We start from the raw sequence: 22476 nt of genomic DNA, 5'->3' as shown, positions 1-22476 counted from the left end.
GCAAAATAATAGCATATTGATGTTAAAACAATGTGTCTAAATGTTAACAAAAAGACCACAAACGCTTTAAATGTCGGGATAAGACATTTAATTGACTCTTATATTTTAGAAAAGGTGTTTTAAATTTTTAGATGGAAATGTTTATTATAGGTATTTGGGTTGCGCAGTAATATTTTTGTAATAAATTCGGCTTAAAAGCCATCATGAAAAGAATAAAGCGCAAACTAAATGGCTAATAATGTTTTAATCTGCGCTTTGGGGAATGGTTGATTGAATAACTAATAACACTGAGCTTGTCTGTTTTGAGCAACCAATGTCTCGTAAGTGGCGAGGTTAGGTGGCATGGCATTTTGTAAGCCTTCAATTCGAGTTGAGTTGGCTGGATGGGTTGACAATAATTCCGGTGTTTTACTACCGCCATTGGCGCTCATATTTCGCCATAGCTGCACACTTTCTCTTGGGTCAAATCCTGCTTTTGCCATGTATTCTTGGCCGAGTAAATCTGCCTCCGATTCATGAGTACGGCTAAAAGGTAAAATAATCCCGATTTGAGCACCAAGCCCCAATGCTTGGAAAATCGCGACTTTCTCTGGTGATTCCTCACCACTTAATTGATAACCCAATGCCAAAGCTTGGCTCGTCGCCAACTGAGTCGAAACACGTTCATTACCGTGTCGCGCAATCACATGGGCTAACTCATGACCGACCACCGCCGCTAACTGGGATTGATTGTCCGCCACTTTCAACAAGCCAGTATAAACACCCACTTTATAACCCGGCAGAGCAAAGGCATTTACCTGCTCATCGTCAACCCAAACCGATTTCTGGTGGAAGGATTGTGGTAATACATCGAAACGGTTGATGACCAAATCGACTTTGCCTTTTTCAACATCGTGAAAGCTCACATCACTTGGATTCATGACATCTAAAATGACATTTGGCGCTTCGGCTTGGAGCTTTTTCATCAGTGGTGGAATTAGGGTTGCTTCTGCGTAGTCGCTGGCCATAATGCGAAAAACGCGCGAGCTGGATTCCGCTTCAAAGCTTTGTCCTAGGTGCAGAACTTCATCAACTGATTGTAAGATGCTTTGAACACGTGGTTGCAGTTGAATTGCCAGAGCAGTTGGCATCATGCCATCGCTGGTTCTGACTAATAGTGGGTCATGAAATAGATCTCTTAAACGTCTTAACCCGTTACTCATCGCTGGTTGTGTGATACCTAGCTGGTTGGCGGCGTGAGTGACATTTTGCTCCCGAAGTAAGGAGTCTAAATAACGAAGTAAGTTAAGATCTATTTTGTCTAACTGCATAAGGGAAGAGGCCCGTGTCCACTAATCGTAGGGGCTGCATCATACTCCATTTTAGCAATGAATAGAATGTTAGCCCCCACTCAGTAGAGAGATTACGCAATAAGGTTATTAAGATTGCTTGGCGAGTTGTTCAATGACTTCATAGCAAGCGCCCATGGTGTGATAGTCGGTTTTGCCTGCTGGGCTCTTGCAGTCATCGAAAGCCTTATTGTCTTGAGTTAGAATTCTAAACCAAGCGCCGTATTGATGGTCGATCATATGTGACCAGCTGTATTGCCAAAGTTGCTGGTATTTGTCCCAATAATGCTCTTCTTTGGTGGCGAGGGCTAACATCGCAGCGGCCGCAAAGGATTCGGCTTGAACCCAAAAATATTTGTCGCCGTCGCAAATATTTCCCTCAGGATCGTAACCATAACAAAGGCCGCCGTTGGTTTCATCCCAGGATTTTTCCCAGGCTGAATCAAAAAGCTTTTTAGCGGTGGGAACTAACCAGTCTAGAGACGAACGTTGGTTGATCAAGAGTAGCAGTTTGGCCCATTCGGTTTGGTGGCCTGGTTGGAATCCCCAAGGGCGAAACAAATGTTTTGGATCGGCTTTGTTGTAGTCCCAATCAATTTGCCAATCAATTGTGTAATGTTCCCAAATTTCCCCGCCAGCAAGCGCCGCTTGGCGCAAACAAATGTTATTGGCTAGCAATGTGGCGCGCTCAAGATATTTAGGCTCTTGTGTGGCGTCGTAAGCAGCAAGCAGTGCTTCGCAGCTGTGCATGTTGGCATTTTGTCCACGATAAGGCGAAACATCTTGCCAGTCGCTGGATATTTCGTCCTTGTATAAACCAAACTCAGCGTCCCAAAAATGTTTCTCCATGACATCAAAGGTTTCTTGAATCCATGGTTTTGCTTCTTCTACACCGGCTTTATAGGCGGTTGCATAAGCGAGCATGACAAAGGCGAAGCCGTAACAATGGTTGGTTTCATCAAGGTTTTGCTCCTTGCTTAGCAGCCAAACATAACCACCATTTTCTCGGCGATGACGATTTCTCAAATAGTGTAAGCCGTGACGTGTTGCGTCTAAATAGTCGGCTTTGCCTTCTGCTTGATACGCTTTTGCGTAATTAAAAATAAATCGTGTACTGCTGACTAAATGGCGCGTATCAGTATCGTAAATGTCGCCATTGTCTTTGAAAAATTGAAAAAAACCACCTGCTGGGTCAATGCAGCTTGGGTGATAGAAATTCATTGTTGATTGGATATGTTCTTTCAAAAAAGTGCTAGATGTAAACTCTGGAAAAGAAGGCATGACTTCGTCCTTTGTTTTGGCTCTGCTGTATAATGCGAGCTTGTTATTTTTGTAATACTGATTTCTCATCTTAATGAGTTGTGTTATTAAATCAACTAGATTTATTAAATGGCAATAATTAGTTTACTGGCTCAATATGAGAATAGGATTATATGAAATCATCAGGTAGTACCTCAGAACAAAGCCGCATTTATAATGAACGTATTATTTTACATTTGGTTCGGCAGCATCCGGAAATCTCCCGAGTAAAGATCGCCGAGCAAACCGGATTGAGTGCACAGACAATTTCCGTGATTACCTCGTCTTTGTTAGAGCGTCAGTTATTGCAAATCGATGGCAAAGTAAAAGGCCGTCGTGGTCAGCCTTCAATAAAACTTAGTATCAACAAAAAAGGTGCTTATGGCTTAGGCATTAATGTCGATCGCGATCATATCAGCGCGGCCTTGCTAGATTTTAGTGGCGAATGTGTTTTGCTGTTAGAACGAATGGTGTCTTTTCCCACTGAAAATCTAGCAAAAGCCATTGCGAAAGAGTTAATTGAAGAAGTAAAAGCCACTCTTGGTGCTGATTGGAGCAAGATTCAAGGGATTGGTTTGGCAAGACCAGATTATATGGATTCTTGGTTAGAAACCTTGGTGACGGATTCGGATCAAAGAACAGATTTGGAAAATTTAAAAGCTGCTTTGGCTTATTGGCAATCGGATGCGTTTGAAACTTGGTTGGCGGACTTAACGGGCGTGCCATGCTTTTGCGAGAACGACGCTGTTGCCGCGGCGACCAGCGAGTTGTTGCTGGCATCGGTTGCACCACAACGGGACTTCTTTTACCTCTTTGTCAGTACTGCTTGTGGCGGCAGTTTTGTGGCCAACGGTGAGTGTTATTTTGGAGCGCACGGAAAAGCCGGTAGCTTTGGTTTAATTCCTACGGCAACGGGCAAGCATGGTAAATGGATTCTTGAAGCTTTGTCATTATCGTCTTTGCGTCGGTTTTTTGCTGATAAACAAGTTCTGTGGCCGACTTCGGATGAAATGTGGTTAGCCGATCAATACGCGACACTTATTGAACAATGGGCGAGGGAAGTCGCGTTTGAAGTAGCGCCAGCTTTGGCGTCGGTTGTTGCCTTATATGATCCAGAGGCCATTCTGATTGGTGGTCGTTTGCCGCCACCCGTGTTAACCGCGTTAATTGCTTGTATCGAAAATACGTTAACGTCGCACAGTATGTTGCCGTTGCCCGCAATTCGCATTGCTCAAACCAGTCATACCGCTGGCGTGTTAGGGGCGGCTGTATTACCACTTTATGGAAGCTTTGCACCGCAGCAAAATCTGTTGCTATTGAGTTCCAAAACCGCTTTATAATCATCTAAAACAAGAGAATAGCCATGAGATTAGAAATACAATGTGAAGATCGAATCGGTATGGTGCGAGAAGCTCTTGATCTATTTATTCCTCATGGTATCGATATGCGCTTAGTGGAAGTGGATACCAAACGACGTTGTATTTACTGTGGCTTTTCCGATATTCCTTTTTCAAAACTGCAGCAGCTATTGGCGGATATTCGTCGGTTAGACAGTGTGGAAGATGTCAAAACCGTGATGTTTACGCCATCTGAAAGAGAGCACAACGCCCTTTATACCCTATTAGAAGCCTTGCCAGATGGTGTGATTTCTGTCGACCTAAAAGGTCATATCACCATGGTAACTGAGCTAGCAGCGGAAGATTTGAACGTTCCCATCGTGAATCTTTTGCATAAACCAGTACAGCAATTCATCAAGGGCATTTCTTTTTCTAAAGAGGCATGGGCAAATCCACGCGATAGTATGAGTAAGCGTATTCGTATTCGCAGCAAAACTTTGTTGTTAGAAATGAAGCCATTTTTTGTGAGCGATGATAGCGGGGTCAAAATTCCTGCCGGCACCGTGATTTATCTGAAGTCTCAAACGCGTTTAGATCGACAAACGGCGAGGCTAAAACAAGCGCCTGATGCGGAAAATCATTTAGACACCTATTTTCAATCAGCTGTCATCCAAAGTGACGCGATGAAAAGAACCTTGATTCAGGCGAAAGCCTTTACAGAAGTAACTATGCCTTTGCTGGTGCGAGGTGAGGTTGGAACCGGCAAACGAGGATTAATTGATGCACTCTTTCAATACTGGAAAAATCTTCAAGGTGATAAAGACGCCCAGTTGGTCATTCGCCATGCCAGAGAAATGGTGAAAGAAGACATTACGGAGTTAGATAAACTGTCAGGCTGGTTTGTGATTGACGATATTGAGTATCTTGATGAGCGAGTGCAAATGGGCTTGATGAGTTGGCTAACTCGACAAACAGGCGCCAGCACGAGTCTTGATACTAATGTGCGCTTGGTGAGTTTGTCCTCTTTACGTACCGCTGATCTTGCGAACAGTAAGAACTTAAACAAAAACTTGTATTTCACCTTAGCGACTTTAGTGCTCTCTATGCCAACTTTAAGAGAGCGAAAAGAAGATTTGGCGGGCTTGGTGCAGCAAATTGTATTGGAACAGGCTGAGCGTTATCGCTTGTCTGTGCCTGCTATTTCTAAAAGTGTATATACCAAGTTTGCCTTGTATTCATGGCCCGGTAATTTGAAAGAATTACAAAATATTTGTCTACAAACTTTGCTAACGGTTAAAGAGAAAGAGTGGCAAGCAGAGGATATTGAGTTACCAGAAAACCAGAGCTTGGCAAATATGGCGTTGATTAATGATTCGTTAGAAGTAACAGTGAAGCAATGGGAGGCTGAACTATTGAAGCGACTTTACCCAAGCTTTCCTAGTACAAGAAAGCTTGCGAAAGCCGTAAGTATGAGCCACAGCGCGATAGCGAATAAGCTGAAAGAGTATGGGATAAATACATAAACGCCAGATTGAAAAGGTTTCAGTCTGGCGTTTACCTAGAATGGAGAAAAGGTTATTTAGTATGGGCGTCTATGACGTGGTACGGGACGACGTGCTTCTTCGCGCTCAATTTTAATTGGTTGTAGCTTTGTTTTCGGTTGTGCTGTGTGTTTCTGGATATTGGCTACCAAGAAAGCAATTGCTGCGCAGGCAGCGACGAATAACAAAAATTCAAACATGGCATTTCTCCAAACTAATTATTCTTTTAACAATCATGGTTCAAAATGATCGTTGGGTAAAGGCATTTATGTTGTCTTTAAGTAAATGGAGGGGAAAATTTGTAAATCAACCCTTGAATTGAAGATTACAAGTTGTACCTTTTTCTTAGGTATCTTGCTACACCATCTTCATCATGATGACCAATCACATCCGTCGCAGCATCTTTCACATGAAGCAATGCGTTATCGGTTGCAAAGGCTTCGTCTGATGCCGAGAACATAGAAAGATCGTTATCCCCATCACCAAAAACAACTAACCTTTCGGCACCCACTTCTGCTTTAAGTTCCATCAAGGCAGAACCTTTACACACGTTGCTGTGATGGATATCCAACCAGAACGCGTCAGGGTTATAAATGCCGCCGCCTGAGTAGGCCGTTAAGTGGCTGTGTTTTTGACTATCTAGGACAATCCTTTCAATAAACTCAGGTCGACCCATGGCGCTGATGTTGGTGATTCTTGCGCTATGAGATAGCTCGGCTATTGGGTGAAGGCTCATATTTTTATGATTACCCAGCTCATTGGCGATGTGATCGCTCAAATGGCCTGACAATGGCGAATGGTAAACTCGGTGTGAACCATCGTCTTCAAGGCAGAAAATAAAAGGCGTGACTTGGTTTTCTTCAAACGAGGTTAGCAACTCTGAAATATGGCTTTGAGACAGAAGGTTGCGATGACGGTAAAGATTTTGTTGAGGTTCCCACCATTCGACGCCATTTTTGAAGATTTGCCAATTTGGAAAAGCATGGCCTTCGATGCAAGGCATAGCTGTAAAATGCGTGCGGCCTGTCGCAACCGTGTAAAAAATGCCCGCGGATTTTAGGCGTTCTAGGGTTTCGAGCGTGTATTCAGAAAGGCGTTGATGCCGATTCAGAAGGGTTCCATCTAGATCAAATGCCACTAACTCCATAACCACCTCTTTCATTCAGGGTTACGCACTATCGCATTTTATGAGAGGGAATTTCAACTCTTTCGGATGTTTAATTGATGAGCTAGGTAAAATGATAAAGGGGCGTTGTGCGAGTGCATAACGACCCTTTAGCGAAGCTTCGAGCGTAAGTTTTTGCTCTTATTAGGTTTGTTCTCTAATTAAGCTTTTTGAACCAATGCTGTAGCGGTGAAAGTGATCCCGCTCCAGCCATTTTCGATGAATTGGCGAATGTTTTGGTGGTCTGTTGCCTCAGGTTTTTCTAAAACATCGACACGGTAAAAATCACCAAATAAATTCAGGGTTTCAGCTTCAGTTAGTTGGTGAATAGACCCGAAAGAAAAAATCTTACAAGAGCCATTGTTTTCATTAATGCCATTAGCCTGTTTGCCGTTAGAAAACGCAGCTGGCGTGAATTCGTATTCACGCTCAATCACATCAATGACTTCTTTGAATTGTACTTGCTCAGGTGTGCTTTTGATTTTTTCTATGAGCGTTTGAGTACTTAACATTGTGGCTCCATTTTATTGGTTTGTTATAAAGTTTTTAAAATTACGGATTAAGATTACTGTTCGCTGACAGGTTTCGCATAACGAACGGTAACTTTCAAAAATGTGAAAGCAATAATGCCACACGCGGCAATTGTGCCAAGCATTGGTACGAAGGTGCCATTGTGGAGCACACTAATTACTGCGCCCCCAAGAGCACCAAACGCAAAGCGGGACGTTCCAGCCAGTGCTGTTACGCTGCCATTATGATTGCCGGCATACTTCAGTGCGCCCGCCATAAATCCGCTGCCTAAAACCCCCATCGGTCCAATAAACAACATACTAGACATAATAATAAGCCACATTGGTGGATGATTAAAAAAGCTGAGGATAATCATTAGGCCAGATGCCACGAGAGGGATATAAATAGCATATTTGGTTAATATTTCTGTGCCTAGCTTTTCAACATAGCGGCCATTAATGGTCGAGGCAAACATCATAGTTATGACATTTAAACCCAGTAGAAAACCAAAGTTTGCTGGATCCACGTCATAAATTTCAATATACACAAACGAGCAACCGGTAATAAAGCTCATCATGCCGCCAAAATAAAAAGCCGATGCCGCAATGTATCCCATTACCGAACGATTTTTGAGCAAAATAATATAGTTTCGAGTGGCGTTGCCAAAGGAAAAGGGAGTACGTTTTTCCTCGGGCAAGGTTTCAGGAATAGTGCGTAAAAAAAGCACAATAGAGAGAATGGCTAAAATGCCTAATAAAACAAAAATGTAGTGCCAATTTAGAATAGTAAGAATCGCACCACCGATAATGGGGGCAGCCAAAGGTGCCAATGCCATTACCAGCATAATCATCGACATGGCTTTGGCGAATTGGTTAATGGACATACTATCTTTGACCAAGGCTGGCACACACACGGCAACGGCCGCCCCGCCTAAGGCTTGAATAGCTCGACCGGCAAGTAGGAGTTCGTAGCTTTGCGTTAATGCACAAATAAAACTACCAATAGCAAAAACCGTTAATCCACCGACGACAACTTTACGTCGTCCCACTGCATCTGAAATTGGGCCAAAGAGAATTTGCATGAAAGCGAAAACCAGCAAATAAATACTCAAGGTCATCTGGATAAGACCAATATCAGTATTTAGGCTTTTTGAAATGGTGGGAATACTGGGAAGGTAGGCATCAATCGCCAACGGCGTAAGCCCAGACAAAAGACCGAGAACTAAAACAATGGGAAATGTGAGTTTCATATATCAGCTTAATGGTTGAATGAATCGGTTTTTATTGGGCAGAAGTAATACACCTAAAAAGGCCCGATGAATTATAATCGGTTTACACCGAGTCTTTTAGTTTAATTGTGCAAACACTAAGTAAAACCTTATAAACCGCAATTTGAAAGGGCCATATTTTCTGGTTTTCAAATTGGGAACGTGGTTCAATTTCAAATCCATTTCTATACGGCAAAGACACTTTGTTTTTGTCCTGTCTTGCACCCATTGTTGTTCTATTTTGTTTTTCCAGTGGTGTCGCTGTTAAAAGGTTTAATGAAGGTAAATTATGTTACGTTTTTTTGAAAAATGGGTGCCTGCGTATCCTGATATAGAAGCTGTACAAGCTCCAAAAACCTTGTTTGCGTTTTGTCGTTACTACTCCAGAGGAGTAGAGCTTCCGCTGTTGTTAATGTCTCTTTTGACCGCCGCTATTGCCATATTAGAGGTGACTTTGTTTAGCTTTATGGGGCAGTTGGTGGATTGGTTAATCAATAAAGATCCAGACACCTTTTTTGCTGAAGAAGGCGCACATTTAATGTGGATGTCTTTGATGATTGTTGTGGTTATGCCATTGGTAACTTTTGTGCATTCGGCGATTATTCATCAGACGCTTTTAGGGAATTACCCAATGCGTATCCGTTGGTTGTCCCATCATTATATTTTACGTCAAAGCATGTCTTTTTTTCAGGATGAGTTTGCTGGGCGCATTTCCACCAAGGTGATGCAAACTTCACTGGCAGTACGTGAGACTGTGATGAAACTGCTTGATGTATTGGTGTACATCGGTGTGTATTTTATCTCTATGGTGGTGCTGATTGCCAAAGCAGATTATCGCTTGATGATTCCAATGTTAGGTTGGTTGGTTTGTTATGTTTTGCTGCAAATGTACTTTGTTCCTAAGCTGAAAAAGGTCTCAGCAGATCAAGCTGATGCGCGCTCGACTATGACTGGGCGAGTTGTCGACAGCTACAGTAATATTTCAACTGTGAAGCTTTTCTCTCATCATCAGCGTGAAGCGGATTATGCAAAAGATGGCATGGATGGTTTCTTGCAGACTGTTTATAAGCAAATGCGCTTGGTCACTATGCTAAGTGTCGGTGTGCAAACTTGTAACTATGTGTTGGCGTTTTCGGTAGCGGCTTTGTCTATTTGGTTGTGGACGGGCAGTATTATTAGTGTCGGCGCTATCGCGATTGCGGTGAGTTTGGCGCTTAGACTTAACGGTATGTCCCAGTGGATTATGTGGGAAATCAGCGCGTTATTTGAAAACATCGGTATGGTAAACGATGGCATGAAAACACTGTCTCGACCTATCGAAATAGAGGACAAACCAAATGCGCCAGCGCTTACGGTTCCTCATGGTCTTATTGAATACGATGCAGTGAATTTCCATTATGGAAAGCAAGACAGTAAGGTGATTGAAAACCTTGTGTTGTCGATCAAAGCGGGTGAAAAAGTCGGCCTTGTGGGTCGCTCTGGTGCTGGTAAGTCAACGATTGTGAATCTACTGATGCGTTTTCATGATATTGAATCGGGTCAAATTCGCATTGATGGACAAGACATTAGCAGCGTTCAGCAAGATTCACTACGTGGTCAAATTGGTATGGTGACTCAGGATACCTCTTTGCTGCATAGAACAGTCCGTGAAAACTTGCTTTATGGTCGTCCTGATGCAACGGAAGAAGAAATGATTGCAGCTGCAAAACAGGCCGAAGCCCATGACTTTATTCAAGATTTAACCGATCCGTTTGGTAATGCCGGTTACGATGCCATGGTTGGTGAACGCGGTATCAAGCTTTCCGGTGGTCAGCGTCAGCGTATTGCCATTGCGCGAGTCTTGTTAAAAGATGCGCCTTTATTGATTCTAGATGAAGCAACGTCGGCATTGGATTCTGAAGTCGAAGCGGCGATTCAAGAGAGCTTATACAAACTGATGCAAGGCAAAACCGTTATCGCGATTGCTCACCGCTTGTCGACCATTGCGGCAATGGATCGTTTGATTGTATTGGATAAAGGCAACATTGTTGAGCAGGGCAGTCATGAAGAGTTGATCCAACACGCGGGTATTTATGCCTCACTTTGGGCGCATCAAACCGGAGGATTCTTGGCAGAAGACATTGACTTAGAAGATGCTGTGCTTGATGACGTTGAACTTGACGGTATTCAGCAAGAGAAATCCACCAGCTAGTATTTATTATTGAATGTTTAATGTGGAGAAGGGCTTATGACGTATTTTATTTTGTTTCTCGCCATATTGGCTGAAGTCATTGCGACCACAGCGTTAAAAGCGTCAGATTCCTTCACTAAATTGGGCCCAAGTATTGGGCTGGTGGTTGGTTACGCTATGTCGTTTTATCTTTTGTCGATTGTGATGCGTTCTATGCCGACAGGCGTGACTTACGCAATTTGGGCTGGCTTAGGTATTGTTTTGATTTCGGTGTTTGGCTATCTATTCAACAATGAAAAGCTGGATTTGGCGGCTTGTATTGGAATGTCTTTGATTGTGATTGGAGTCGTAGTGATTAACGTTTTTTCCAAAACAGTAAATCACTAAAATCGACCAATATTAGAATTGACCAATAATCCCTCGCTGATAGACATCGACGAGGGATTTTTTGTGATTTTTAAAGCGCTTATTGAATTAAAGAGCGTCGGCGATTTCTTTTACTTGCATACGTACACTTTGTAAACCATTGCCAGATAAGTACCAAAGCTTAGGTGATAAATAAGCGACTTTGATGGTGCCAGCACCTTGTGCTGCCAATTCTGCTTTTAACTTGGTCAAGTTTAGAGCGTTTTTGGTGTCGCCAATCGCGGCACTTCGGTCAACGATAAACAAGGTTGTTGGGTTGGTTTCAGCGATGTCCTTAATAGTAAGCGGCGTGAACGTACGGGTGCCGCGTTTATGTGATTCAACATGGGCTGGGATTTGTGCTGTTTTTAACCCTAAAAGCTGGCTGCTGATGGCGTCTTCACGCAAGCCTAACGAGCCATTGTTGTGGGTAACAACCAATACGGTTGCGTTATGATTGATATGTTTTTTGGTGGCTTCTATGTCGGCTTCTAAGTCAGACAGTGCTTTTTTAGATGCGTCTTGCGCGTTATAGATCGTTGCAATAGAGATGACATTTTCACTCAAGCCATGCCAATAATCATCACCAGAAATCCCAGCTTGTTTTACAGCGCTGATGGCGGCAAGCTCATCTCTTTTTCCGGCTTGGCGACCAGTGATGATAATAAGATCAGGATGAACTGCTTTGAGAGCGGCTAAGTCTGGTGTTTTTAGCCCACCAACGTCTGTATAACGAGCATCGTTAAATTGCTGTAAATAGTCTGGTAAGCCTTGCTTTGGCACTCCCACCACATGGTTTTCAAGACCAAGGGCTGTCATGGTATCTAAGCTGCCGAGGTCATAAATGGCAGTGGTTGGTAATTGGGTTTCTGCTGCAGAAAGTTGGCTAATGGCGGCTAATGCGCCAATGGCGATTATTTTTCGTAGGTTCATCATGTTCACAAATACCTGAGAGTTTGAAGTGAAAATTAGATATTATCTTTTTTGATAATGGTTATCATTGTCTCACTTTTGCTCTCAGATATTACAGAAATCGGCGGCACGATGCGTTGCTAAACATGAAACAAGTTTTAGCTGCCTTTAATCTTCCCCTTCTTATTGGCCAGCCAAACAAATTGATACGGCATTAAGGTGACCTTGCCCAAGTGATCTTCATAAACTTGTTCGGAAACTAAGTCTGTCCAATCGTCTGTGGCGATTAAATTTAGCTCGGATAAGTTAAAGCTCTGCGGTTGATCCGTCATGTTGTACACCGCAAATAGACTTTGGCGTCTGTCTAAACTTTGACGCCAGAAGGCAAATAGGTTTTCACCCATGTGTAACACATACTGAGTAGCATTTGGGTGAAAGGCGGGTTGAGCACGACGGATTTGTGTTAGTTTGGTGAAACTTTGGAAGACTTTTTGATGATGAGTTGGCGTATTCAAAACATGATCTAAATCTTCCATATCCCATATATGGCGGTTTATTGAGCGAAATTGACCGGTATTGTCCACACGCTCTAAATCGTTTTCTGTACCAAACAAGCTATGGATATAAAAGGCAGGTACGCCCTCTAGCGCCATCATCACGCCAGCAGCGCAAAGGAAACGAGCAAACTGCCATTTGTCCGGTCCGTGCAGCGCGGATCCTGATAAGGCATTCCAAAGGCTGATGTTGATTTCATAAGGCTTGGCTTCGCCTTGCGGCGTAGTGCGTGAGCTGATTTTGCCGCCAAAGCGTTTCATAGTATTGATCAATGTTTCCAGTTCCCATTCAGACAGTAAGCCTTCCGTCGGGCGCAATCCAATGCCGTCATGGGACGCGATAAAGTTAAGATAGGTTGTGCCTTGCTGAGCAGGTGTCATGCTCATTAACCACTGTTTTAAGTGACTGCTGTTTCCGGTTACCAAGCTGTTGATAAGCAAAGGCGGCAAAGAGAAGTTATAAATTAAATGCGCCTCGTTGGCATTCCCGAAGTAGGTTAAGTTCTCCTGATTGGGGATATTGGTTTCAGTGATAATCACTGATTCTGGTGCGTAGTGCTCAATCATTAATCTTAACAAACGGATGACTTCATGGGTTTGTGGCAAGTTAATGCAAGAGGTGCCGGGGGTTTTCCATAGAAACGCCACATCATCTAAGCGAAACCAGCGAATGCCTTTTTCAAGGTACAAGCGAATAATGCGTAGGAACTCTAATAGAACGACTGGGTTTTCAAAATTCAAATCGATTTGATCGTGACTAAAAGTACACCAAACGTGTTTTTCGCCATTTTTGGTTTGTATTTCACGTAATAATGGCGATGTTCTAGGGCGAACCACAGCACTTAAATCAGCATTAGGATCGGCTTCATAAAAGAAACTCGCACCCGGTTCAACGCCAGCTTTATAATTTTCGAACCACATGCTTCGGCTTGAGCAATGGTTAATCACCAAGTCGCCCATGACTTTAAAATCTTTCGACAGGTTCACCACGTCAGCCCAACGTCCGCAAGATGGATTAACAGTAGTGTAATCCATCACACTAAAACCATCGTCTGAGCTGTAAGGAAAAAACGGCAGCAAGTGAATAGCGGAAATACAATCGGACAATTTGCTTTTAACAAACTTGTGCAGTGTTTCCAACGGCGCTTCTTCTTTTCTGCGCAAGGTGTCTGCATAAGTAATCAGCATAATGTCAGATTGATCCCATAGATTTCTATGAGGACGAGGAGACTCCGTTGACGGGTCTAGATTAAACGTGGTTAAACACTTTGCTGCCAAATCCTTATTGTCCAAGCTTGGGTAAATGACTTGCAAATGAGCGATTAAGCGCTGTTCTAGATGCGACAAAGGGGCGTTTTCCATGTTTATCTACCTGTCTTTTTAGTGATTGAAAAGCAACCTAGTAACATTCAACTTAGCAAAAAGATTGCTTTTAAGGCCAGTTCTTTTTTTGACTGCTATTTTTGGGGTCCGAATTCTTTCATATCCAATTCGACAGCTTGAGCAAGCTGATTCATCACGCCAGGGAAAGCACTTACGACACGGTTCCAACTAGGTATGAAAGGCGTTTCCATTGGGTTGTCTAAATATTGATTGCCAGCTTTCATGATGTTGCTGGCGAACAATTCGACCGTTTGTTCTTCCGTATGAACGTCTAATTTTAGACCATTGATTTCCGCATCGTTGCGGTAAGTTTCAATGAAGTCTAGCGCAACACGATAGTAGGTGGCTTTTATGGTGCGAAAAGTTTCTTGGTTGAAAATAGTGCCGTTTGTTGCCAATTTTCTGAAAATCGCTTTGGTAATGTCGATGGACATTTTAGATAAGCCGCCATCGTCATTATCCGCAGACAAGTCTTGGTGTTTGTGATCGTAAATGTCGGCGATATCCACCTGACATAAACGGTTGGTCGAGTAATTACGGTACATTTCACTCAGTACGCCAATCTCCAATCCCCAATCGCTCGGGATACGCAAATCGGTCATCACATCGCGACGGAAAGAAAACTCGCCTGCTAATGGATAACGATAGCTGTCTAGGTAATCCAAATAATCTAGATGCCCAAAGACTTTTTTGAGCGAACACAATAAAGGCGTGACCAATAAACGGCTGACACGACCATTCATTTTTCCGTTGGCTGCACGAGCGTAATAACCCTTACAGAATTCGTAGTTAAAGTTGGGGTTAGCAACCGGATAAATAAGGCGTGCCAGAAGTTCTCTGTCATAAGTGACGATATCGCAATCGTGCATGGCGATGGATTCGGCTTTGCCAGCGGCTAGGTTGTAACCCATGCAGAACCACACATTTCGGCCTTTGCCTGGATCGGATGGCGAAAGATGCTCGCCCTTTAACACGCTGTCGATTTCTCGTAGGCGAGGGCCATCGTTCCAAAGTACTTTGACGTTTTGCGGTAATACGCTGAAAAACTCTAATGCGTGTCGGTATTGGTCTTCTGTTGCTCTGTTTAAGCCAATAACAATTTCAGACAAGTAGGGCACTTGCTGCAAATGCTTAAGGATATTCGGCATGGCATCTGTTTCCAACTCGGAATACAGGCAAGGCAGGATAAGAGACATTGGGCGCGTTTTAGCAAACTCACACAGTTCTTTTTCCATTTCTTCTAACGGGCGGTGTGCCAAATTATGTAGTGTGGTGATGTTACCGTTTTGATGAAAGTCGCCCATGATAATTCTCCTAAAGTCGTAATAATGGTTTGTTTATTGTTCTGTCCGTTGATTACAAAATACCCTGCTTAGTGAGTTGCAAATTAACCGCCTGAGCCCAACCTTCTGGACCATACGCATCGGTTAGCCAAGCGTCGCAACGGTTGGGGATTTCTGGTGGCGCGTGGACAGGAGAGCGAATTACTACTGGAATGTCGGCTTTGCTCAACATGCCTACATCGTTTTCGCCATCGCCTAATGCCATGGTGGTAACGTCTTCATCACTTTGCTGTTCATACAGCGTCTTGAGCCATAACATAGCGTTTGCTTTGTCGCAGTGCTCGCCCATTAGGTGAGCGAAACGGCCGCCTTTTTGAATTTGCACGCCAAATGGCGCAAGGTCGTCACGCAATGCATTAAGAGCAAGGTTGGAATCTGTCCAAAGCATCGGTTCGGTAAATTCTCGTTGCATGGCTTGTCTGGCGTTTTCTTCACTTAAGCCAGTGATTGAAACCAGTTCTTGCCAAGTCATCTCACTGAAGCGTTTAAATGTGTATTGCTCTTGTTTGTCATTGGTGAGTTCGATTAGCTCGTCTCGTTTCGGGCCAAATGACTTGCGCCAATAATCTCCACAATCTTCGAGCGTTTCGTCGACAAAAAGGCGCAAGTGCTTAGGAATATAAACGGCAGAGCCATTTTCCACGATGAAAGCATCTTGATGATTGAGCTCCTGTCTAAGAGACATAAGCTCCACAAATGTCTTGCTGGTGTTGATGACGCAAGGGATAGAAAAAGTCTTCAGCGACTGTAATGTCGCCTGCGCAGGTTTGAAACTGTAGGTATGATGATCGAGTAATGTGCCATCCAAATCTGTAAAAATTAAAAGTGTTGTCATGTCGATTCCTTTTTGGGCCCATCAAAATACCGCTGGTGGACGTTAGTATGAGACTTGCAAATCTGGTGCCAGTGCGTAAAAGTGGCGTTTTCCTTATGAGGACAGTCCTAAGATTAGCTAGGCTGTTGAACAAATTGATGACAAGTTTGCTACGTTTATGTGTCTTTGTGATTCTTGCTTTGTTGGCATTCGCGGCGAACTCTGTTTTGTGTCGTCTGGCGCTTAGCGATGGTCTTATTGATCCAGCTCAATTTACCACGTGGTGCTTGCTCAGTGGCGCTGTGACCTTGGTTTTACTATGTGTATTCCAGTCTTTAAAGCAGCAACAGATTGATTTAAAAGCCGCCTGGTTAGAAGGTAGTTGGTTATCGGCGCTTGCGCTGTTTGTTTATGCCTTGGGCTTTTCTTATGCCTACGTCACATTAGAAACAGGAATAGGCGCTTTAATACTCTTTGGTGCCGTGCAACTGACCTTGATCTTATTCGCCGTGTGGGCAGGGCAGAAGCTGGTTTGGTTGGAATGGCTGGGACTGGCGATAGCCTTCGCTGGCTTTGTTTATTTAGTGCTTCCGACTTTATCGTCACCTTCTTTATTGGGCTTCGTCTTAATGACGTTAGCAGGCGTGGCATGGGGCTTGTACACATGGCGAGGCAAAATCTCGGCTAAGCCTTTGTTTGCCACAACGTCTAACTTCGTCAGAACCATTCCCATGCTACTGATTTCACTAGTGGTTATTTATTTTTACAGCGATGAACCACAGAACGCACAACTTGAAGGCATTATTCTAGCGGTCACTTCTGGCGCTATTATGTCTGGTCTTGGCTACGCCATCTGGTACGCTGTCTTGCCTTATCTTAGTGCTTCCATGGCTGCTGTGTTACAGCTACTGGTTCCTATCATTGCCACAATAGGAGGTTTAGTTTTTGCCAATGAATCCATCACCTTACACCTCGTTATCGCAACGCTAAGCGTCCTAGGTGGCGTACTACTCGTTATTCTTGCAAGAAAACGAACCTCTAAAAACGCCTAGTTTTGGTGCGTTTATGTCCTAATGCGCCATAATCGACAGGTTTTTTGATTGAAAATTGGTCGTTGTTTTGTCCAATATATAGGGTAGATCGCGGCTTTAGCCCGACACTGTATTTATTCCCTCCTAACAAGGTGGCACCTCACAACTTTAGGCCGACAACGTAATAATTCTCTTATGTTTTACAAGATCTGATCGAGAGGGCTATTTGTTCCAGCAAAATGTTGACCTATAACATGGGTATAAATTTGTGTTGTGGATACATCATTATGTCCTAGCAGCTCTTGAACAGTTCTTATATCTCGTCCGGCCATCAATAAGTGAGTCGCAAAAGAATGGCGGAAGGTGTGACAATTTACTCTTTTTTCATTAATTCCTGCTTCATGAACTGCTGTTTTTAATGCTTTACGAGGTACTGAATCATGTAAATGATGCCGGCATAATTCGCCAGTCAAAGGATGCGGGCTGATTGATGTAGAGGGAAATAAAAACATCCAGCTTAATTGACGAAATGCGTTTGGATACTTTCTAGACAGCGCGAAGGGCAAAGAAGGGCCGTATCCCTTTGTATTGTCGTCTTGTTGGATTTTTTGAGCATAGGATTTTTGTTTGTTTAAAGATTCAGCTAATTTACGGCTAAGAATCGTGGTTCTATCTTTATTGCCTTTGCTGCATCGTACCGCCAAACTGCCCTGATCCAAATTAATATCTTGAATTCGAATGCGTAAGCATTCGCTAATTCTAAGGCCAGAACCATACAGCAACGAAAATATTAAGTGGTCTCGTTCATTCATACAGCCTAGTATGTTTTGAATTTCATTGGCAGCTAAAACAATAGGCAAACGCCGTCCTTGTTTAGCATGCTGGAACCCTAAATCACCCAATGGTTGATTTAGCAATTTGTTATATAAAAAGGCGAGGGCATTGAGGGCCGATTTTTGTGTATTAATTGCAACATTTTTCTCAACCGCCAAAAACGATAAAAACGTTCTTACTTCTTCCGCGCCCATGTTTTGAGGATGCTGTAGCTTATGGAATCGAATAAAATATTTGATCCAATATAGATATGATTTTTCTGTTTTTAAGCTATAGCCACGAAGACGTAGTTCATGGCGGATAAAATTGAGAAAAGGGCTGGAAGACATCGCACATTCCTTGTGGATAATTGATAAGAACTGTACAAATATACAGTTTATTTTTTGGGTTGCCAATTTTTGGCGTGTTTTGTCTGAAAAATAATCAAAAAAATGCGTGTTTTTACTGGTGGCTGGTTAGAAAGTCTTTTAGTATCAATGAATAAGGATTTACAGAGCAGAAATAACGCGCTGTGGATAAATGAAATAACACGCACGCTCGCTTTTCCAGTTTTAACTTTTGTTGATATTTCTATTAATGGCTTTAGAGTCAGTGATTTATAGTGATACAAAGAAAGTTTCTGAAATGTGTAAACGCGCATGCGCACTATTAAACTGTTATGAGTCCAAAGAAAAGGGAATCAGCTATGACTGTTGAAGAGTATGTAAGAAAAGAAATTGAAGAAAATGAATTTCGCGCAGAAGGCGATTTTGGAAAAGTAATCCATTACTCTTGGTGCGAGCACGATGAAATTGCAAATGTTCTTGAAGCTGCCGCCCCATTTTTATTGGAAGAGTTAGGCAAGATTTATCCCAACTGCCAGCTTGAAATGAAAAACTATCCAGCACCAAACCAAGAGTACAATGTACAAATCTCTGTCTGGAGCTAAGACTCATAACAAGTTTAGCCAGCATCGCCCACGGAAAAGTCCCGTGGGCTGGACCCGCTACGCTCACCGCTGCTAAAGGCGTTATGTTTACAAACTATGAGCAAGAAACAATTTAAGAATAAAAAGTCATTTCTAGAATGGCTTAAATCATTGACTAAGGCTGTGATTGTATCAATCACACTTGTTGGCGGTGTTTCAGATATTACTTACTCTACAGTTCATCCTAGAGCACTGGAACGCATCAGCCAAATTGATTCGTCTTTTCTAGGAGAAGGTCAATACTTAGTAGAGTACGAAGAAGCGGAAGATGATGCTGATGAAATCGAGTATTCGAATTTTGCGTTTGCTATAACTTTTGAAGTTGCCTTAGCAAACTCAGCTCTTAACTCTACAATGGGTGGCCGCACCAACCTAATTGAAGCTTTGGCGCCCTTTGAGTGCTGCTATCGTCTAGATAAAGAAAGTGCATTCAATATCGGTCACATCTGGATAAAAATGCCTTCCAACCCTGTTGAACTAGCAGAGTTAGAAACAGTGCTAGCTAACGAGGCTGCTCAATATGGCTTTCCAGATGAAACTGGGTTAATACATGAAGGTAATTTTAAACAAGGCAATGGTATGCGCCTTCAATCAAAAACATAACAAGGCTATCAAAAATCGTTCCGGCCAAAAAAACGGCCTCCACTGGACGCGCTAACGCGCGCCTTTTATAGCGGCGTTAATTTCTAGGAGGATATTGGTGATTGTCAGGAAAATGGAAGAGAAAGATCTTGAAGCCGTAAGCGCAACTTGCATGGCTTCGTTTTTGCAATCAGTTGCATATACATTGTCAGAGGAAGGGGTTGCAACCTTTTCGAAAATTGCTGCGAGTGATTCCTTTCTTGAAAGAATGAAGGGCGACAACTTGATGCTAGTCGCAGAAGACAATGGACAAATTGAGGGCGTCATCGAACTTAAGGAAGGCCGTCATGTTGCAATGCTTTTTATAAGTCCTGACCGTCAGAAAGAAGGTATTGGGAGGAAACTGCTTTCATCAGCCATAAATTATGCGAAGGTTGAAACTATTACAGTTAGTGCGTCCCTGTCTTCAGTATCCGCGTATGAAAAGTACGGGTTCGAGTGCAAAGGTGAAGCAAGTGAGTCGGCTGGTCTCGTTTATCAGCCTATGGCAATCAAAATTAACAAGGTAATGCACGCGACAAGCGCGTGATTGCGGCGTTAAACAGTAAAAAGGAGCTACGGTGGAAAATAATAGAGAAGTTCAAATTCTGGAAGCTGAAGAATTATTGTGTAAAGCAATGCTTGAGTCTGACACCGTTAGCTTAGACAAGCTATTGTCTTCCAATCTAATTTTTACGAATCATTTAGGTCAAATCCTTGGCAAAAAAGATGATTTAGAAGCACATAAATCAGGTTTGTTGCATATATCTAATATTGCAGTCGAAGACCAGCAGATAAAATTGCAACAGGATACAGCAGTTGTATTTGCCAAGGTAACAATCAATGGTAACTATGATGGTAATCCAACGAATGGAACATTTAGGTTCACCCGAGTTTGGCAAAATACAGAAGGTAATCACTGGGAAGTAATAGCTGCCCATTCGAGTTTAATTACTGTTTAACAAGGCGCTGCAATGGAAGCATTACGGTCCGCAGTTTTTGGTATAAGGTGATGAATTTGTTGAAAGTTCAGTGGGTGCTCCATTGAGCTTAGCGTTAGATTTTCTCAGAGGAACAAATGTATAGCGTAAATCCACCAAAATATCCTGAGACAATCGTGGATGAATATTTCAAGTACACTTCTAAGAAAGTGGAGGGATTCGCAGGTCTTCAAATTAGAAATGGTGCTTATGGGGCCGTTTCAAGTCCTGAAGCTTCAGACGGAGAAGTGCATTTCTGTTGTGACAGAGACTTGGATACACAAGTATTTCTCAGCATTGTAAATTGGATAGAAGAGTATGGAGAGGAATTACTTGATCTTTCATTAGAGTCCTTCGTAGAGCAATTTTGGGAAATGCGTGACTTAGTTATTGAAAGCCTCATTGATGAAGACCCAGATGAAGTTGTTCCTGAAATATCATCTTCTAAAGATCTAAAGAAGCTCTGCGGCATCGTAGCAGTGCATGTTAAAGGAAGTGGAACTGATGCTGAACCTAGATTTGGTATAGAGTTTGGCTGCTCTTGGGAAGATGAGCACGGAGCTGGTGCAAGTTTTAACGGTTTAAAAATAATTGAAAGCGGTCATGGCTCAGATGCCTTTGATTTTGAATAGAATCCCAAGCAAATCTAACAAGTTTGTCAAACATCGCTACACACCTTCGGTGTTCCGCTGGAATAATTGGGGGCAGATGAAAAATAGTCTTAATTTTCACCTGACCCCAAAAGACTCTAAATTATAAATTACGTGACCTTTCCTCAACCAACAAGCGTTAAGAAAATATCTATTTCTTCCCTCGGAGGCGAAATGTACAAAGGCAGTTGTTTGTGTGGCTCTATCCAGTTTGAGCTTCATGGTGGAATTACTGATCCTATTTATTGTCACTGCTCACTGTGTCGAAAAGCGAGTGGCAGTGCGTTTGCAACAAATGGTTATGTGAACAAGTCAGATCTCAAGCTTAACGACGCAAAAGGCACTCTTACGTATTACGAAAGTAGTGAGGGTAAGCGGAAATACTTTTGTTCGTCATGCGGTGTGCCAATCTATAGTTCAAACTCAGCAAAGCCGGACAAGTTAAGAATCCGTTTAGGGGTAATCGACAGTGATATCGTTGAACGTCCAATCTCTCATAACTTCATCACCTCAAAAGGCAACTGGGAAGAGTTAGACATAGATTTACCCAGATATGAAAGGCGCGAGCCATCGAGAAAATAGTCGGTGTTATTTATCATTTCCGTCGTTTGTATCCAATAAAGAGCATAAAAAAACGGACTCCATTCAATGGAGTCCGTTTTTTTATTGCGAAATCTTACTACTTACGCTTCAGGAATGTATTCAGAAAGCGCGGCATACGCCACGGTGAAGGCGCCTTCTTGGAATGCACGTAAGCCTGTGGCTTTGAAGGGAATCGGCATTGGGTTGTGCTGAAGGATGTCTTTTACTTTTGCGCCACTGAACAAGTCGACTTCAACCGTATCGATCAATTGGATCGCCGCTTCAATTTTAAAGCCTACCGCGCCGCCAGCGAATTTGCCTTTTGTAGGGCGTTCACGAATAACGGCTCTTTTCACTTTGTAATCTTCAAAGAGTTTTTTCAGCATGAACTGAAATTTACGAACGCTTTCGCTGTCGTTTGGGTTGCTAAGTGTGTGTCGAGTTTGGCGACAATCTGCGATTTGGAATAGTCCGTCTTGCTTAGACAGAAGGCAAAGAATCACTTCGCTGCCTTTAATTTCGATACCACAAGTAATCATAACGAGATCCTGAATAGGGAATTTCGCGCATTATCGCACAGTTAATAGGTATTTCGCAGAGTAAAAAATACTGCTTGTTGAAATGGAAACCAGTCAGATGTAAGGCGAAAGTGAAAGCAGCCAGTTTATTACACTCTTTTCAGTTTGCTGTCTCTTATTATTCGCAGGGATATTGTACTATTGCCAAATATTATTTTGTTAAAACGAAAATCACGATATTTTCTACTGTGAAAATGTAAATAAC

23 protein-coding genes are annotated in these 22476 nt (G+C 42.8%); 11 read left to right on the top strand and 12 right to left on the bottom strand.

The features are described from left to right. Positions 1 to 278: 278 nt before the first annotated feature. A complete protein-coding gene (locus ACO05V_RS16180) occupies positions 279 to 1310 on the bottom strand; it encodes a M48 family metalloprotease (RefSeq protein WP_421853756.1) in 1032 nt (343 codons plus the stop codon). 108 nt (positions 1311 to 1418) lie between these two features. Continuing rightward, positions 1419 to 2609, bottom strand: a complete 1191-nt coding sequence (locus ACO05V_RS16175; RefSeq protein ID WP_421853753.1) for an AGE family epimerase/isomerase — start codon at positions 2607 to 2609, stop codon at positions 1419 to 1421. A 152-nt stretch (positions 2610 to 2761) separates the two neighbouring features. On the opposite strand from ACO05V_RS16175, the gene ACO05V_RS16170 reads away from it, so the two are divergent. Both ACO05V_RS16170 and ACO05V_RS16165 read left to right on the top strand, forming a co-directional pair. Beyond that, the gene (locus ACO05V_RS16170; RefSeq protein ID WP_421853750.1) at positions 2762 to 3967 is read left to right on the top strand and encodes an ROK family transcriptional regulator; all 1206 of its coding nucleotides are present in this window, start codon (positions 2762 to 2764) and stop codon (positions 3965 to 3967) included. 23 nt (positions 3968 to 3990) lie between these two features. Beyond that, positions 3991 to 5487: a TyrR/PhhR family helix-turn-helix DNA-binding protein gene (locus ACO05V_RS16165; RefSeq protein WP_421853747.1), complete on the top strand. Its 1497-nt coding sequence runs from the start codon at positions 3991 to 3993 to the stop codon at positions 5485 to 5487. A gap of 56 nt (positions 5488 to 5543) precedes the next feature. Here ACO05V_RS16165 and ACO05V_RS16160 read toward each other — a convergent pair whose 3' ends face one another. The 4 genes from ACO05V_RS16160 to ACO05V_RS16145 all read right to left on the bottom strand — a co-directional run bounded on the left by ACO05V_RS16160 (position 5544) and on the right by ACO05V_RS16145 (position 8429). Then, positions 5544 to 5705: a hypothetical protein gene (locus ACO05V_RS16160; protein WP_421853744.1), complete on the bottom strand. Its 162-nt coding sequence runs from the start codon at positions 5703 to 5705 to the stop codon at positions 5544 to 5546. Positions 5706 to 5830: 125 nt separating this feature from the next. After that, positions 5831 to 6652 carry an HAD-IIB family hydrolase gene (locus ACO05V_RS16155; RefSeq protein WP_421853741.1) on the bottom strand — a complete coding sequence of 274 codons (822 nt, stop codon included), beginning with the start codon at positions 6650 to 6652 and terminating at the stop codon, positions 5831 to 5833. A 179-nt stretch (positions 6653 to 6831) separates the two neighbouring features. Continuing rightward, complete coding sequence (locus tag ACO05V_RS16150; RefSeq protein WP_421853738.1) at positions 6832 to 7182, bottom strand: HopJ type III effector protein; 351 nt, start codon at positions 7180 to 7182, stop codon at positions 6832 to 6834. Between the two features lie 53 nt (positions 7183 to 7235). Continuing rightward, a complete protein-coding gene (locus ACO05V_RS16145; protein ID WP_421853735.1) occupies positions 7236 to 8429 on the bottom strand; it encodes a Bcr/CflA family multidrug efflux MFS transporter in 1194 nt (397 codons plus the stop codon). Between the two features lie 307 nt (positions 8430 to 8736). Between ACO05V_RS16145 and ACO05V_RS16140 the strand changes: the two genes are divergently transcribed. Together ACO05V_RS16140 and ACO05V_RS16135 are read left to right on the top strand one after the other, a co-directional pair. Next, positions 8737 to 10638, top strand: a complete 1902-nt coding sequence (locus tag ACO05V_RS16140; protein WP_421853732.1) for an ABC transporter ATP-binding protein — start codon at positions 8737 to 8739, stop codon at positions 10636 to 10638. A gap of 36 nt (positions 10639 to 10674) precedes the next feature. Further along, positions 10675 to 11004, top strand: a complete 330-nt coding sequence (locus ACO05V_RS16135; protein ID WP_421853729.1) for a DMT family transporter — start codon at positions 10675 to 10677, stop codon at positions 11002 to 11004. A gap of 87 nt (positions 11005 to 11091) precedes the next feature. On the opposite strand, the gene ACO05V_RS16130 is transcribed toward ACO05V_RS16135, so the two are convergent. The 4 genes from ACO05V_RS16130 to ACO05V_RS16115 form a co-directional block, all read right to left on the bottom strand. After that, positions 11092 to 11958 (bottom strand): ABC transporter substrate-binding protein, encoded by an 867-nt coding sequence (locus ACO05V_RS16130; RefSeq protein ID WP_421853726.1) that lies wholly within the window; start codon positions 11956 to 11958, stop codon positions 11092 to 11094. A 134-nt stretch (positions 11959 to 12092) separates the two neighbouring features. Further along, entirely contained in the window at positions 12093 to 13850 is a 1758-nt protein-coding gene (locus tag ACO05V_RS16125) for an alpha-amylase family glycosyl hydrolase (protein WP_421853723.1), read from the bottom strand. Positions 13851 to 13945: 95 nt separating this feature from the next. Beyond that, a complete protein-coding gene (locus tag ACO05V_RS16120; RefSeq protein ID WP_421853720.1) occupies positions 13946 to 15175 on the bottom strand; it encodes a glycosyl transferase in 1230 nt (409 codons plus the stop codon). A 52-nt stretch (positions 15176 to 15227) separates the two neighbouring features. Further along, entirely contained in the window at positions 15228 to 16049 is an 822-nt protein-coding gene (locus tag ACO05V_RS16115; RefSeq protein ID WP_421853717.1) for an HAD-IIB family hydrolase, read from the bottom strand. Between the two features lie 137 nt (positions 16050 to 16186). On the opposite strand from ACO05V_RS16115, the gene ACO05V_RS16110 reads away from it, so the two are divergent. Then, entirely contained in the window at positions 16187 to 17080 is an 894-nt protein-coding gene (locus ACO05V_RS16110) for a DMT family transporter (RefSeq protein WP_421853714.1), read from the top strand. Between the two features lie 179 nt (positions 17081 to 17259). Here the strand turns inward: ACO05V_RS16110 and ACO05V_RS16105 are convergent, their stop codons facing one another. Beyond that, on the bottom strand, positions 17260 to 18222 hold the full coding sequence (locus tag ACO05V_RS16105) for an integron integrase (RefSeq protein ID WP_421853705.1): 963 nt from the start codon (positions 18220 to 18222) through the stop codon (positions 17260 to 17262). A gap of 356 nt (positions 18223 to 18578) precedes the next feature. Here ACO05V_RS16105 and ACO05V_RS16100 point away from each other — a divergent pair, with 356 nt between their 5' ends. From ACO05V_RS16100 to ACO05V_RS16075, 6 genes are all read left to right on the top strand, one after another. Next, complete coding sequence (locus ACO05V_RS16100; protein WP_421853702.1) at positions 18579 to 18821, top strand: hypothetical protein; 243 nt, start codon at positions 18579 to 18581, stop codon at positions 18819 to 18821. 96 nt (positions 18822 to 18917) lie between these two features. Continuing rightward, positions 18918 to 19463, top strand: coding sequence for a hypothetical protein (locus tag ACO05V_RS16095; protein WP_421853699.1), 546 nt, complete (start codon positions 18918 to 18920; stop codon positions 19461 to 19463). A gap of 112 nt (positions 19464 to 19575) precedes the next feature. After that, entirely contained in the window at positions 19576 to 20031 is a 456-nt protein-coding gene (locus ACO05V_RS16090; RefSeq protein WP_421853696.1) for a GNAT family N-acetyltransferase, read from the top strand. Between the two features lie 31 nt (positions 20032 to 20062). After that, on the top strand, positions 20063 to 20443 hold the full coding sequence (locus ACO05V_RS16085) for a nuclear transport factor 2 family protein (protein ID WP_421853693.1): 381 nt from the start codon (positions 20063 to 20065) through the stop codon (positions 20441 to 20443). Positions 20444 to 20559: 116 nt separating this feature from the next. Further along, positions 20560 to 21093, top strand: coding sequence for a DUF6985 domain-containing protein (locus ACO05V_RS16080; RefSeq protein WP_421853690.1), 534 nt, complete (start codon positions 20560 to 20562; stop codon positions 21091 to 21093). A gap of 192 nt (positions 21094 to 21285) precedes the next feature. After that, complete coding sequence (locus ACO05V_RS16075) at positions 21286 to 21693, top strand: GFA family protein (protein ID WP_421853687.1); 408 nt, start codon at positions 21286 to 21288, stop codon at positions 21691 to 21693. A gap of 101 nt (positions 21694 to 21794) precedes the next feature. Here ACO05V_RS16075 and ACO05V_RS16070 read toward each other — a convergent pair whose 3' ends face one another. Next, complete coding sequence (locus tag ACO05V_RS16070) at positions 21795 to 22232, bottom strand: DUF3010 family protein (protein WP_421853684.1); 438 nt, start codon at positions 22230 to 22232, stop codon at positions 21795 to 21797. Positions 22233 to 22476 lie beyond the last annotated feature (244 nt).

It is taken from the genome of Marinomonas sp., from assembly GCF_965225885.1.
GTDB lineage: Bacteria > Pseudomonadota > Gammaproteobacteria > Pseudomonadales > Marinomonadaceae > Marinomonas.
This window is presented reverse-complemented; position numbering and strand designations above follow the sequence as displayed.